The organism is Streptomyces bambusae, assembly GCF_019400985.1.
GTDB lineage: Bacteria > Actinomycetota > Actinomycetes > Streptomycetales > Streptomycetaceae > Streptomyces > Streptomyces bambusae_A.
Genome location: NZ_WTFF01000219.1, coordinates 1 through 12,630 on the forward strand (window position 1 = coordinate 1; position 12,630 = coordinate 12,630).

Consider the following 12,630-nt stretch of genomic DNA (forward strand, 5'->3'; position numbering starts at 1 on the left):
ACCCCGCCGGCGGAGTGACCGACCGGCCGGGGCCGCCGTCGGCCGCCCCGGCCCCGCTGCGCCCGGCCCCGCCGTCCCCGGCCTCCGCGTCCTCGGTCTCCGCGGCGGCCGGGGCCTCCGCGTCCTCCGGCACCGTCCAGGCGGCGCAGTACAGCAGCAGCTTCGCCGTCAGGTTGATCCACAGCAGCAGCGCCACCGGCACGCCGAAGGCGCCGTACATGCTCTTGGCCGCGACCCCTTGGATGTAGCCGCTGAGCAGCAGCTTCAGCAGTTCGAAGCCGATCGCGCCGAGGAGCGCCGCCTCGATCAGGCGGCGCCGCCCGGGCTCCACGCCGGGCAGCAGCGTGAGCAGGTACAGCAGGAGCAGGAAGGCGGCCAGCACGCCGACGCCGAAGGCCCCGGACCGCAGCAGCCAGCCCCCCGCCCCCTCCCGGGGGATGCCGAGCAGGTCCCCGAGCCGGCCCACCGCGCTGGACCCGACCGTGGAGGCGGCCGCCGAGGCCAGCACCACCGCGCCCAGGCCCACCAGGACCAGGGCGTCCTTGCCCTTGCGCACGAACGGGTTGCCCTCGTCCTCGTCGTCCTTCTCCCACACCGCGCGCAGGCAGTCGCGCATCGAGCCGATCCAGCCGATGCCGGTGAGGAGCAGCAGGGCGCCCGCGACCAGGCCGACGGTGCCGGCGTTGGCGACGAGCGCTTCGAGGTCCAGCTGGTCGGAGATGCCGGGCACCTGCTCGGCGAGCTTGCGCTGGAGGTCGTCCAGCTGCTGCCGGCTGAGCAGGGCCGCGCCGACGGCGGCGGCCACGGTGATCAGCGGGAAGAGCGCGAGGAAGCTGATGAAGGTGACGGCGGCGGCGAGCCGGCTCCAGTGGACCCGGTCGAGGCGCTCGTACGCGTGCCAGGCGCGGGTCCGCATCAGCCACGCGGCCACCGGCCCGATCACAGGCAGTCTGGTCAGCCAGTCCATGGGGATCACCGTAATTCAGGTGCCGGAAATAGCCTGGATTGCCCGCTTCGGGCGCTACGGTCGTCCACTGTGACTTTTCATGACCTGGTCCTGCGCAGGCTCCGGTTCCGCGCCCTGGCCGCCCGCAGGGCGCTGCGCCGCCGCCAGGGGCCGCGGGGGCCTCAGGTCCCTCAGGGGCGGCGTACGGCCGTCTCGTCGGCCGGAGCGCCGAGCTGTGCCGGCACGCCCGTCGCCCCGGTCGGGCCGGTGCCGAACGGGTACTCGCACAGCTTGCGCCAGACCCCGTCCGAGCCCTGCTCGTAGAGCCCGAAGCCGGCGCACAGCCATTCCGCCGCGTAGTCGGCGAGGGAGGCGAAGGCGAGGTCCATCGCTTCCTCGGAGATCCCGTGGGCGACGGTCACGTGCGGGTGGTACGGGAAGGCCAGCTCCCGGTCGAGCGGCCCCTCGGGGGCGCGGACCAGGCCCTGGAGCCGGGTGCAGCCCGCCCCGCCCTCGACGACCTGGACGAAGACCACGGGCGACAGCGGCCGGAACGTACCGGTCCCGGCCAGCCGCATCGGGAAGGCACGGAACGCCGCCGCCACCTCGGCCAGGTGCGCCCGGACCGCCGGGAGCCGGCCGGGCTCCACCTCGGTGGGCGGCACGAGGGTGACATGCGTGGGGATGCCGTGCGCGGCGGCGTCCCCGAAGCCGGCCCGCCGCTGCTGGAGCTGGCTGCCGTACGGCTCCGGGACCGCGATCGAAACGCCGAGCGTTACGGTCCCCACGTATGTCTCCTCGGTCTGTGGACGGCCTGTGCGGCGGTGCGCCGACCCCCAGTGTGGGGCCAGCACCCCCCGATCGGCCAGTGGCGCAGGTCGCATGTGCCGCGACGGTGCTGTGTCAGGCGGGTGTCAGTGCTTGGCGGGCAGCAGGCCGAGCCGGTCGTAGGCCTGGGCGAGGGTCTCGGCGGCGACCGCGCGGGCCTTCTCCGCGCCCTTGGCCAGGATCGAGTCCAGCGTCTCGGGGTCGTCCAGGTACTCGTGGGTGCGCTGGCGGAACGGTGTGACGAAGTCCACGACGATGCCGGCGAGGTCCGTCTTCAGCGCGCCGTAGCCCTTGCCCTCGTACTTCTCCTCCAGGGCGGCGATGGTCTCGCCCGTAAGGGTGGAGTAGATCGTGAGCAGGTTGCTGACGCCGGGCTTCTTCTCGGTGTCGAAGCGGATCTCGGCCTCGGTGTCGGTGACCGCGCTCTTGATCTTCTTCTCGGTGACCTTGGGCTCGTCGAGGAGGTTGATCAGGCCCTTGGGGGTGCCCGCGGACTTCGACATCTTGGCCATCGGGTCCTGGAGGTCGTAGATCTTGGCGACCTCCTTGACGATGTGCGGCGCCGGGATGGTGAAGGTCTGGCCGTAGCGCTGGTTGAAGCGCTCGGCGAGGTCGCGGGTCAGCTCGATGTGCTGGCGCTGGTCCTCGCCGACGGGCACGGCGTCGGCCTGGTAGAGCAGGATGTCCGCGACCTGGAGGATCGGGTACGTGAAGAGGCCGACGGTGGCGTTGTTCGCGCCCTGCTTGGCCGACTTGTCCTTGAACTGGGTCATGCGGCTGGCCTCGCCGAAGCCGGTGAGGCAGTTCATGACCCAGCCGAGCTGCGCGTGCTCCGGGACGTGGCTCTGGACGAACAGGGTGCAGCGCTCGGGGTCGAGGCCGGCGGCGAGCAGCTGGGCGGCCGAGAGCCGGGTGTTCGCGCGCAGGTCCTTCGGGTCCTGCGGCACGGTGATCGCGTGCAGGTCGACCACCATGTAGAAGGAGTCGTGCGTCTCCTGCAGGGCGACGTACTGGCGGATGGCTCCGAGGTAGTTCCCGAGGTGGAACGAACCGGAGGTGGGCTGGATACCGGAGAGCGCGCGAGGACGGTTGGCCATGGGGCCATTCTCGCAGGTGCGGTGGCTGTGCAGGGTCCACGCTGGCCGGAAGCACGCGGCGATCCGGCGCCGGTGAGGCCCGGATCACACCGCCCGCCCCCGGGAGGGGCGGGCGGTGCCCAGGTACCGGACAGTAGCCGCGCGGCCGGAATACGCCCCGGTCGGGCGACCGGTTCGCGCCCCTGCCCGCGCCCCTGCCCGCACCGGCGGCAGCAGGCGGGCGGCAGCAGCCAGGCGGCAGGCATGCAGGCAGCAGCAGGCAGGCAGGCAGGCAGGCAGCGCTACAGGGGCAGGCCCGGCGCCGGGTACTGCGCCATGAGGTCCGCGACCTCCTTGCGGACCACCGCGAGGGCGGACTCGTCGGCGGTGCGCGCCGCGGTCACCGCGCGCGCGATCCACTCCGCGACCTGCGGCATGTGCCCGGGGGTCAGGCCCCGCGAGGTCAGCGACGGGGTGCCGATCCGGATGCCCGAGGGGTCGAAGGGCTTGCGCGGGTCGAACGGCACGGTGTTGTAGTTCACGACGATGCCGGCCCGGTCCAGCGCCTTCGCGGCGACCTTGCCGGGCACGTCCTGGCCGGTCAGGTCGATCAGGATCAGGTGGTTGTCCGTACCGCCGGAGACCAGGTCGAAGCCGCGCGCGAGCAGCTCCGCGGCGAGCGCCTTGGCGTTGGCCACGACCGCGTGCGCGTACGCGGTGAAGGACGGCTGCGCCGCCTCCTGGAGAGCGACGGCGATACCGGCCGTGGTCTGGTTGTGCGGGCCGCCCTGCAGGCCCGGGAAGACCGCCTTGTCGATGGCCTTCGCGTGCTCCTCGCGGCACATCAGCATCGCGCCGCGCGGGCCGCGCAGGGTCTTGTGGGTCGTGGTGGAGACGACGTCCGCGTACGGCACCGGCGAGGGGTGCGCGCCGCCCGCGATCAGGCCCGCGATGTGCGCCACGTCGGCGACCAGGACCGAGCCGGCCTCGCGGGCGATCTCGGCGAAGGCCGCGAAGTCGATGGTCCGGGGCAGGGCCGTACCGCCACAGAAGATGATCTTCGGGCGTTCGGCGAGCGCGAGGTCGCGCACGGCGTCGTAGTCGATCAGCCCGGTCTGCGCGGAGACGCCGTACTGCACGCCGCGGAACCACGAGCCGGTCGCGGAGACGCCCCAGCCGTGCGTGAGGTGGCCGCCCATCGGCAGGGCCATGCCCATCACCGTGTCGCCGGGCTGCGCGAAGGCCAGGTACACGGCCAGGTTCGCGGGCGAGCCCGAGTACGGCTGGACGTTGGCGTGGTCCACCCCGAACAGGCCCTTGGCCCGCTCGACGGCCAGCGCCTCGATCCGGTCGATGTTCTGCTGGCCCTCGTAGTAGCGGCGGCCGGGGTAGCCCTCGCTGTACTTGTTCTGCAGGACGGTGCCCGAGGCCTCCAGCACGGCGGCGGACACGTAGTTCTCACTGGGGATCAGGCGCAGGGTGTCGGCCTGGAGGCGCTCCTCGGCGGCGACCAGCTCGGCGAGGGCGGGGTCGGCGGCGGCGAGGGCGGGATGACGGCGCGCGGTCATGGCGGCGGCTCCTGTCGGGGTCGAGGTCGTGTCGTACCCCGCGGGGCCCAGGCGGGCGGCCCTGATTGCGGATCTGCGCGCACGACTCCCCCGGAGTTGGTTCCCCGTACGCCAGTCGCCGTGCGTACCCATCACCTTAGCGGCCGCGTCATGCGGAAGGTTTCTCCGTCCGGTATCCGAGCGACGATAGAAGTGACGTCACCCTCGTCACTCACGGCCAGGACGGACGAACGGAGACCCCGTGTCGACTACAACACCCGCTACGTCACCCACCACAGCGGAAGCCCTCCGCTCCGCCGACGCGCACAGTGCGCACAACTACCACCCGCTCCCCGTGGTCGTCGCGACGGCGGACGGCGCGTGGATGACCGACGTCGAGGGCAAGCGCTACCTCGACATGCTGGCCGGGTACTCGGCGCTCAACTTCGGCCACGGCAACCGCCGGCTGATCGACGCCGCCAGAGCACAGCTGGAGCGGGTCACCCTCACCTCCCGGGCCTTCCACCACGACCGCTTCGCCGCCTTCTGCGCCGAGCTCGCCGCCCTGTGCGGCAAGGAGATGGTGCTGCCGATGAACACCGGGGCCGAGGCCGTGGAGACGGCGGTCAAGACGGCCCGCAAGTGGGGGTACGAGGTCAAGGGCGTCCCGGACGGCCACGCCAAGATCGTCGTGGCGGCCAACAACTTCCACGGCCGTACGACGACCATCGTGTCCTTCTCCACCGACCACGAGGCCCGCGACCACTACGGCCCCTACACGCCCGGCTTCGAGATCGTCCCGTACGGCGACCTGACGGCGATGCAGGCCGCGGTCACCGAGAACACCGTGGCCGTGCTGCTGGAGCCGATCCAGGGCGAGGCCGGCGTCCTGGTCCCGCCGCCGGGCTACCTGGCCGGCGTACGCGAGCTGACGCGCGAGCGGAACGTGCTGTTCATGGCGGACGAGATCCAGTCCGGCCTCGGCCGCACCGGGAAGACCTTCGCCTGCGAGCACGAGGGCGTGGTCCCCGACGTCTACATCCTCGGCAAGGCCCTCGGCGGCGGCGTGGTCCCGGTCTCGGCGGTGGTCGCCGACCGCGACGTGCTGGGGGTCTTCAAACCGGGCGAGCACGGCTCGACCTTCGGCGGCAACCCGCTCGCCTGCGCGGTCGCCCTGGAGGTGATCGCGATGCTGCGCACCGGCGAGTACCAGCAGCGCGCCGCGGAGCTCGGCGACCACCTGCACCACGAGCTGGGCCTGCTGGTGGGCGCCGGCACGGTGACCGCCGTACGCGGCCGCGGGCTGTGGGCGGGGGTGGACATCGCGCCCGGGCACGGCTCCGGACGGGACGTCTCCGAACGCCTGATGGAGCGCGGCGTCCTGGTGAAGGACACCCACGGCGCCACGATCCGGATCGCCCCGCCCCTGGTGATCACCAAGGAGGACCTGGACTGGGGGCTGGACCAGCTCCGCGCGGTCCTGACCGCTTAGCGCGCCGCCCATCGGCGCGTCGGGGAACCTTCCCCCGGCGGACACGCGCGCCTGTACCGCTCCGGGGGCCGGAGCGGTACAGGCGGCCGTCAGGCGGCCGGAGCGGTGCGGGAACCGGTCAACGGCCGGGAGCGGTGCGGGGATCGGTCACGTGCCGGGAGCGGTGCGGGGATCGGTCACGTGCCGGGAGCGCACTTGAGCGTGAACCCCGCGCTGTCGGACGCGCTGCCCGCCTTGAGCGAGGCCTCCACCTTGGGGGCCGGGTCCGTAGGCGCTGCGCGCGTGGGAGATTTCACGACGAAGGTGGCGGTCGCCGTCTCCGGGGCGGTGAAGTTCACGCTCGGCGTCGTCTGCCTGCCGCCGGAGGTCCAGGTGTAGGAGACCTCGCCGGTGCCCGTGCCCGTGATCTTGCCCGTGAACGTCACGTTCTGCGGCACCTTGCAGTCGACCTCGGCAGGACTGGTCGAGGCGCCCGTGATGTCGACGGCCGAGACCCGGGCGGCCCCGGTGGCGGGCGGTGGCGGTGTCCTGGGCGGCTTGCTGCAGGAGACGGTCATTCCCCTGTTGTTCCTGTCCCCGCGGACGATCACGGTGTAGGAGCCCTTCTTCACGTCCTCCTCCGTGACGGAACCCGACGCGCTGACGGTGCGGGTGAAAGTCTCCGGGCCCTCGACCCTGACCTGCTGCCCCGCCCTGAAACCGGTGAGCTGGAGATCGAACTCGACGGGGTTCGTACCGGTGGCCACCACGAGCTTGCAGACCGCCTGCGGCACCGCGCCGGGAGCGGCCACCCCGAGGGGCGCGGCCTGGGCGGCCATCGCGGGCGGCACGGCGACCGCGGAGACCAGAAGCGGGGTCAGGAGTGCGTGACGAGCATGCCGATTCATGCTTTTCCCCTCCTTGCCGGGAAAGCTTCGACGAGACGTGAAGGCATCGCGGGCGCGCAAAGGGGGCGCTGCGCGATGCGCGGGGAGGAAGACGGGCCGAACGCGGCCGCGCCGAGAGGCGTCCTGTCCCAGGTTAGCCCCGGGGCGGGATCACGGCACGCCGTACGGCCCGCCACGCCCGCCACGCCCGCCACGCCCGGCCGCAGAGGCCCGGGGCCTGGGGCCTGGGGCCTGGGGCCTGGGGCCTGGGGCCTGGGGCCTGGGGCCTGGGGCCTGGGGCCTGGGGCCTGGGGCCTGGGGCCTGGGGCCTGGGGCCTCAGAGGATGACGTGGGGCAGGAACCGCGCGTACTCGTCCGTGACCGGACCGGAGGACTCGCGGATGCCGAGCCCGGCCGACTCGTCCTCGACCACCCACGCGCCGAGCACCACCCGGTTGCCGTCGAAGTCGGGCAGCGGGGCCAGGGCCTGGAAGCAGACCGGGTCCGCGCCCTCGGCCGCGGCGTACGGCTCACCGCCCACCTCGTGCAGGGTGACCCCGGCGCCTTCGCGGCCGAGCAGCGGCTTGGCGGCGTAGCCCGTCGTCCGCGCCAGCTCGCGCGGTCCGTCGAGGTAGGCGGGCAGCAGGTTCGGGTGGTCGGGGAAGAGCTCCCACAGGATCGCCAGCAGCGCCTTGTTGGACAGCAGCATCTTCCAGGCCGGCTCGATCCAGCAGGTGGAACCGGAACCGCCGCCCAGGTCGATCGTGCCGAGCACCTGCGGGCCGAACTCGTCGGAGACCAGCCACTCCCACGGGTAGAGCTTGAAGCAGCTGCGGATGAAGCGCAGCCGCTCGTCCACGAACCGCCCCGACAGCCGGTCCCAGCCGATGCTCTCGACCGCCAGCGCCTCGGTCTCCAGACCGGCCTGATCGGCGGTCTCCTGGAGGTAGGCGACCGTCATCAGGTCCTCGCCGAGCTCGTCCGCCTCGGAGTGCGCGAAGTGCACCGGGCCGGGCGGCAGCAGCTCCGCCTGGCGGCGCCAGGCGTCCACGAGCCGCTCGTGCAGGGAGTTCCACTGGTCGGCCCCGGGGAAGCGTTCCTCCATCCAGAACCACTGCGGGCTCGCCGCCTCCACCAGGGAGGTGGGCGTGTCGGCGTTGTACTCCAGCAGCTTGGCCGGGCCGGTGCCGTCGTAGCAGAGGTCGAAGCGCGCGTACAGCGACGGCTGTTCGGCGCGCCGCCGCCACGACTCGGCGACGACCTCCTTCACCCGCGGGTCGGTGATGCCGAGGTCCGCGAAACGGTCCTGCTCGACGATGTGCGCGGCCGCGGCCAGGCACATGGCGTGCAGTTCCTCCACGACCTCCTCCAGCGCCTCGACCTCGGGCAGCGAGAAGGAGTAGTAGGCGCTCTCGTCCCAGTAGGGGCGCAGCGAGTCGTCCGGGTAGCGGGTGAGCGGGTAGATGAGCCCCTGCTCCTCGACGGTCTTCTGCCAGCCGTCCCGCGGTTCGATGGTGTGGCGCTGCACCGCGGTCAGCCGCCGCTGGAGGAGGAGCCGCCGCCGATGCCGCCGCGCTGGACGGCGGCCTTGTCGAAGCTGCCGCCGTAGACCTTGCCGGCGGAGACGGAGCCTCCGTAGTAGTACGAGCCGCGGCCGCCCTTCTTGCACTCCTTCATGGAGAGCTGGTTGAGCGTGGCCCGGTCCGCGCAGCGCTTGTCCGGCTCGTTGCTGCTGCCGCAGGCGACCAGGCTGGCCGCGAGCAGGCCCATCCCGCCGAGCACGACGGTGCCCGACCGCTTGCGGTGCTTCGTCGCACCAGTGCTGTTGTCCATGTCCGAGTGCTCCCCCTGACGGCGTACTGGCGGACAGCCTAGGCCCGTGGCCGCGGGGGATGGAATCCGGCCGCCGCATACCGTCGTGGCCGAGAGTCGTTTGGTACCGGTCAGGGCGATATGCGACTACTGGAAGCTGAGCCGGTGCGGGTGCGACGGGTCCGCCGGGCAGGTGTGGACACGCATCAGGCCACGGCCTAGGTAGACGCCGACCGGGTCCTTCACGGCCGGGTCCGCGGCGGACGCGCGGTCCTCGACCGGGAGCCAGCTCTCCGACCCGCCGTCGCACTCCCCCTTGTCGACGGTGAGCAGCGGCGACATGGGCGTGCCGCAGGACGTGCAGTCCACGGGTGCGGGATCGGTCAGGTGCCAGGAGGCGAAGCCGCCGGCCTTCCAGCCCGGGGCGATCGACAGGTCGCCCATGTAGTCGACCTCGTACTCCTCCTGGGCCCGCGCCGCGGCCATCGCGGCCTCGTACTCCTCCTCGGTGGCGTAGCTCGGCGCCGGGGAGGAGTCGTAGGCGTCGTCCCCGTCCCCGTCCTCGTCCTCGTCCTCGTCCTCGTCGAGGAGGCGCTCTTCCCAGTCGGCGATCTCCTCCTGGAGGTCCTCGCCGAGCAGGCCCAGGTACTCGTGCTCGACGACCTGTTCGGGGTGCAGGACACAGGTGTTGGGCACGCATTCCGCCCTGCCGACGACCAACGGCTCCGGCTGCCCGGCCAAGGTCTCGCCGACGACGTCCTGCGCGCGCCGCCACGTGAGGACCACGTCGATGGTGCGGTCCGGACCGTGGACCTCGAAGGGGCACCAGAAGACCTGGAGCAGGTCGCAGCCCTCGGGCCCGGCGAGGTCCGGGACGTCCCGGGCGTACAGCTGGGCGACGGCCAGCATCGGGATCGGGTCCTCGTCCTGGAGTCCGGGCGCGTGCCGGCCCGGCGCGATGGCGTCGAGCGTGCGGCGTTCGTCCTCCGTGTACTCCCGCCCCCGCGCCTCCTCCAGGATCCGCCGCTCGCGGCGTACGTCGGCCAGCAGGTGGCCGGTGCCCTTGGGGTGGACGGCGGTGCACACCGGCCACGGCTCACCGGCCGGCCAGAGGAACGGGCCCGCGACCGAGCTGTCCTCCGCCTTCGGAGTTCCCCGCCGGGGGTGCAGCCGGGTGCTCGTCCGCCGGTGGCCGGCGAGGGCCGGGAAGACGGCCTCGATGTCGACCGGGCGTGGGGGCGTCGTGCGGGTCATGCGGTCCTCCATGGCAGTCCGGCACCGAGGCTACGCCGGTCCTGACACAGCCGGCCGGCGGCCGTCGACCGTCTCGGCGACCAGTCGGCCGAGCACGTCGCGCTCCGTGGTCAGGGCTCTGCGCGGTCCGGCCGGCTCACGGCAGCGTGGCCCCCAGCACCTCCAGCGTCGGCCCCCACGCGCTGTCCGACGGTGTCGCGTAGCCCACCACGAGGGCGTCGCGCGGCGGGAGGTCGGCGTCCGGGTGGCGGTACATCGACAGGCCCTCCAGGGCCAGCGAGTGCCAGGCCGCCGCCTGGAGCACCGTGCGTTCCGTGCCCGGCGGCAGGTCGAGGACCGCGTGCAGGCCGGCCGCGATGCCCGAGACGCGGACCCGGTCGCCCACCGCCGCCACGAGCTGGTCCCGCCGGCGCCGGTAGCGCAGCCGCATGCCGCGTACGTGCCGGTCGTACGCCCCCGACGACAGGAACTGGGCCAGCGTCAGCTGGTCCATGGCGCTCGACGTCCAGTCCGCCCGCCCCTTCGCCGCCACCACCTCGTCCAGCAGCCCGGGCGGCACCACCATCCAGCCCATCCGCAGGCCCGGGGCCAGGGACTTGCTGGCCGTGCCGAGATAGACCACGCGGTCGGGGTCCAGGCCCTGGAGCGCGCCCACCGGCTGGCGGTCGTAGCGGAACTCCCCGTCGTAGTCGTCCTCCAGGATCAGGCCGCCGGTCGTGCGCGCCCAGTCGACGGCCGCCGCCCGCCGCTCGGGGGTCAGCGCGACCCCGGTGGGGAACTGGTGGGCGGGCGTCAGCATCACCGCGCCCGCCGACAGCCCGGCCAGGTCCTGCGTGCGCGCCCCGGCCCCGTCCAGCAGCAGCGGCACGGTCCGCAGCCCCACGTCCGCCAGCAGTTTGCGGTGGACCCACACCGCGTACGACTCCACCGCCAGCTCCCGCACCCGCCGCGCCCGCAGCATCCGCCCCACCAGCATCAGCCCGTGGGCGAAGCCGGAGCACAGCACGATCCGCTCCGGGTCCGTGTACACCCCGCGGGCCCGCGCCAGATAGCCGGCGAGCGCCTCGCGCAGTTCGATCCGCCCGCGCGGGTCCCCGTACCCCAGGGCCTCGTTCGGCGCCTGGGCGAGCGCCTTGCGGGCCGCCGACAGCCAGGCGGTGCGGGGGAAGGCGCCCAGATCGGGGGAACCGGGCTGCAGGCTGTACGAGGGGCCGCCGCCGCGCGCGGGACGGCGGGCGGATACGGTGGCGGGCCTGCGCGGCCGGGCCCGTTCGGCGACCCGGGTGCCGGAGCCCTGGCGGGCGGTCAGCCAGCCCTCCGCGACCAGTTCGGCGTACGCCTCGGCCACCGTGTTGCGCGCGATGCCGAGGTCGGCGGCGAGGATACGCGAGGACGGCAGCCGGGTGCCGGGCGCGAGCCGGCCGCTGCGCGCCGCCTCCCGCAGCGCCTCCGCGAGCCCTGCCCGCAGGCCGCGGCCCGCGACGGGTTCCAGGTGCAGGTCGGCTCCGAAAGTGGCCCAGGATTCCGTCATGGATATGGACCATATCGCCGGTACGCCTGGTCCATACGGTGAGTTCATGCCAACGAACACCGAAAAGACCGGATACGCACCCGAGCACACGCCGCGCATGCACCTGGCCAAGGTGGCCCCCGAGGTCTACAAGGCCGTGCTCGGCCTGGAGATCGCCTCCCGGAAGGGGCTGGACCCCTCCCTCGTCGAACTCGTCAAGATCCGCGCCTCGCAGCTCAACCACTGCGCCTTCTGCCTGGACATGCACACCAAGGACGCCGTCGCCGCGGGCGAGAGCGTCGAGCGGATCGTGCAGCTGGCCGCCTGGGAGGAGTCGCGGCACTTCTACACGGAGAAGGAGCTCGCGGCGATCGAGCTGACCGAGGCCGTGACGGTGCTGACTGGGGGCACCTCCCGGACGAAGTCTGGGGGAGGTTTCGTGCCGGACGAGGTGTACGAGAAGGCGGCGAAGCACTTCGAGGAGGCCGAGCTCGCCCAGCTGATCGCTGTGATCGCGACGATCAACGTGTGGAACCGCATCGGTGTGACCACCCGGATGGTTCCGGGGCACTACACGCCGGGCCAGTACAAGGTCTGAGCCGCGTCCGGGCTCCGGGCTTCGTAGCCGGAGCCCGGACCGGGCTACGGCGTGTCCGCCGGGCGGAAGGCGCGCAGGGCAGCGGCGTGGCGGGCCTGGGTGAGCGTCCATTCGGAGGCCGGGCCGGCCGTGAGGACCGCCCACTTGGTGCGTCCGTCGGGGGCGAGCAGGACCCGCTCCACGCCGCGGCGCCGGCCGCGTGACTCCTCGTTGTCGTACTCGTAGACGAGTTCCGCGGCGCCGGACCCGTCCGGGACCGGGCCGATCCTGATCTCGGTGAACGCGTCGGTGCGCGTACGCAGGTCGGCGCTCGCGCCGCGCACCGCGTCGAGCGGGCTGAGCTCCGGTTCGGTCACCCGGAACACCTGGATCAGGGCGGCCCGGTCCGGCGAGCGGTAGAAGACGACGGAGCCGGCCTCCTCGCGGGTCCAGCCGGTGGGCACGGCGACCGCGAAGCCCTTGCGGTCGGACACGACCTCGCGGGCCTCGGCCTCCGCCGTGCCGCCGGGCGCGGCGGAGGCCGTGCCCGAAGCCGGAGGCGACCCCGTCCCCGAGCGGGTCGGGGTCCCGCCGGTCCCCGACGGCGACGCCGTGGCCGACCCCGCACCCGGCCCGGAGGAGTCCGGGGCGAGGGAGAGCTCCGTGCCCTGCGACTCCCGGGCCTGCGGGTCCGGCGCGTCGCGCTGGACGAACCACAGGGC

General features: G+C 73.1%; 11 protein-coding genes, 1 pseudogene and 1 riboswitch. Of the genes and pseudogenes, 2 read left to right on the top strand and 10 right to left on the bottom strand.

Translation table 11 applies throughout. From position 1 onward, the window contains the following. The 4 genes from GPJ59_RS25335 to glyA form a co-directional block, all read right to left on the bottom strand. Positions 1–967, bottom strand: a 967-nt coding sequence (locus GPJ59_RS25335; RefSeq protein WP_219670006.1) for a YihY/virulence factor BrkB family protein, incomplete at its 3' end; no start/stop codon positions are given. Positions 968–1,137: 170 nt separating this feature from the next. Further along, entirely contained in the window at positions 1,138–1,734 is a 597-nt protein-coding gene (locus GPJ59_RS25340; RefSeq protein ID WP_219670007.1) for a 2'-5' RNA ligase family protein, read from the bottom strand. A 126-nt stretch (positions 1,735–1,860) separates the two neighbouring features. Beyond that, positions 1,861–2,871: a tryptophan--tRNA ligase gene (trpS, locus tag GPJ59_RS25345; RefSeq protein WP_219670008.1), complete on the bottom strand. Its 1,011-nt coding sequence runs from the start codon at positions 2,869–2,871 to the stop codon at positions 1,861–1,863. A gap of 281 nt (positions 2,872–3,152) precedes the next feature. After that, positions 3,153–4,418: a serine hydroxymethyltransferase gene (gene glyA, locus GPJ59_RS25350; protein WP_219670009.1), complete on the bottom strand. Its 1,266-nt coding sequence runs from the start codon at positions 4,416–4,418 to the stop codon at positions 3,153–3,155. A gap of 38 nt (positions 4,419–4,456) precedes the next feature. Continuing rightward, a riboswitch (ZMP/ZTP riboswitch) is annotated at positions 4,457–4,547 on the bottom strand. 112 nt (positions 4,548–4,659) lie between these two features. Between glyA and rocD the strand changes: the two genes are divergently transcribed. Then, positions 4,660–5,889 (top strand): ornithine--oxo-acid transaminase, encoded by a 1,230-nt coding sequence (gene rocD, locus GPJ59_RS25355; RefSeq protein WP_219670010.1) that lies wholly within the window; start codon positions 4,660–4,662, stop codon positions 5,887–5,889. A gap of 176 nt (positions 5,890–6,065) precedes the next feature. Here rocD and GPJ59_RS25360 read toward each other — a convergent pair whose 3' ends face one another. From GPJ59_RS25360 to pdxR, 5 genes are all read right to left on the bottom strand, one after another. Beyond that, positions 6,066–6,776, bottom strand: a complete 711-nt coding sequence (locus tag GPJ59_RS25360; RefSeq protein WP_219670011.1) for a hypothetical protein — start codon at positions 6,774–6,776, stop codon at positions 6,066–6,068. A gap of 316 nt (positions 6,777–7,092) precedes the next feature. Then, the gene (locus GPJ59_RS25365; protein ID WP_219670012.1) at positions 7,093–8,283 is read right to left on the bottom strand and encodes a glutathionylspermidine synthase family protein; all 1,191 of its coding nucleotides are present in this window, start codon (positions 8,281–8,283) and stop codon (positions 7,093–7,095) included. A gap of 5 nt (positions 8,284–8,288) precedes the next feature. Further along, the gene (locus GPJ59_RS25370) at positions 8,289–8,588 is read right to left on the bottom strand and encodes a hypothetical protein (protein WP_219670013.1); all 300 of its coding nucleotides are present in this window, start codon (positions 8,586–8,588) and stop codon (positions 8,289–8,291) included. Positions 8,589–8,714: 126 nt separating this feature from the next. Further along, positions 8,715–9,821: a hypothetical protein gene (locus GPJ59_RS25375; RefSeq protein WP_219670014.1), complete on the bottom strand. Its 1,107-nt coding sequence runs from the start codon at positions 9,819–9,821 to the stop codon at positions 8,715–8,717. A gap of 136 nt (positions 9,822–9,957) precedes the next feature. Continuing rightward, a complete protein-coding gene (pdxR, locus tag GPJ59_RS25380) occupies positions 9,958–11,352 on the bottom strand; it encodes a MocR-like pyridoxine biosynthesis transcription factor PdxR (protein ID WP_219670015.1) in 1,395 nt (464 codons plus the stop codon). A gap of 46 nt (positions 11,353–11,398) precedes the next feature. Here pdxR and GPJ59_RS25385 point away from each other — a divergent pair, with 46 nt between their 5' ends. Further along, entirely contained in the window at positions 11,399–11,929 is a 531-nt protein-coding gene (locus GPJ59_RS25385; RefSeq protein WP_219670016.1) for a carboxymuconolactone decarboxylase family protein, read from the top strand. A gap of 44 nt (positions 11,930–11,973) precedes the next feature. On the opposite strand, the pseudogene GPJ59_RS25390 reads toward GPJ59_RS25385, so the two are convergent. Beyond that, a pseudogene (locus GPJ59_RS25390) lies at positions 11,974–12,630 on the bottom strand (serine/arginine repetitive matrix protein 2); the annotation flags it as partial.

What these genes read in the sequence shown, in the direction of transcription:
- trpS (WP_219670008.1), bottom strand. Translation starts at nt 2,871, where the DNA reads ATGGCCAACCGTCCTCGCGCGCTCTCCGGTATCCAGCCCACCTCCGGT.
- glyA (WP_219670009.1), bottom strand. Translation starts at nt 4,418, where the DNA reads ATGACCGCGCGCCGTCATCCCGCCCTCGCCGCCGCCGACCCCGCCCTC.
- GPJ59_RS25360 (WP_219670011.1), bottom strand. Translation starts at nt 6,776, where the DNA reads ATGAATCGGCATGCTCGTCACGCACTCCTGACCCCGCTTCTGGTCTCC.
- GPJ59_RS25370 (WP_219670013.1), bottom strand. Translation starts at nt 8,588, where the DNA reads ATGGACAACAGCACTGGTGCGACGAAGCACCGCAAGCGGTCGGGCACC.
- GPJ59_RS25375 (WP_219670014.1), bottom strand. Translation starts at nt 9,821, where the DNA reads ATGACCCGCACGACGCCCCCACGCCCGGTCGACATCGAGGCCGTCTTC.
- pdxR (WP_219670015.1), bottom strand. Translation starts at nt 11,352, where the DNA reads ATGACGGAATCCTGGGCCACTTTCGGAGCCGACCTGCACCTGGAACCC.
- GPJ59_RS25385 (WP_219670016.1), top strand. Translation starts at nt 11,399, where the DNA reads ATGCCAACGAACACCGAAAAGACCGGATACGCACCCGAGCACACGCCG.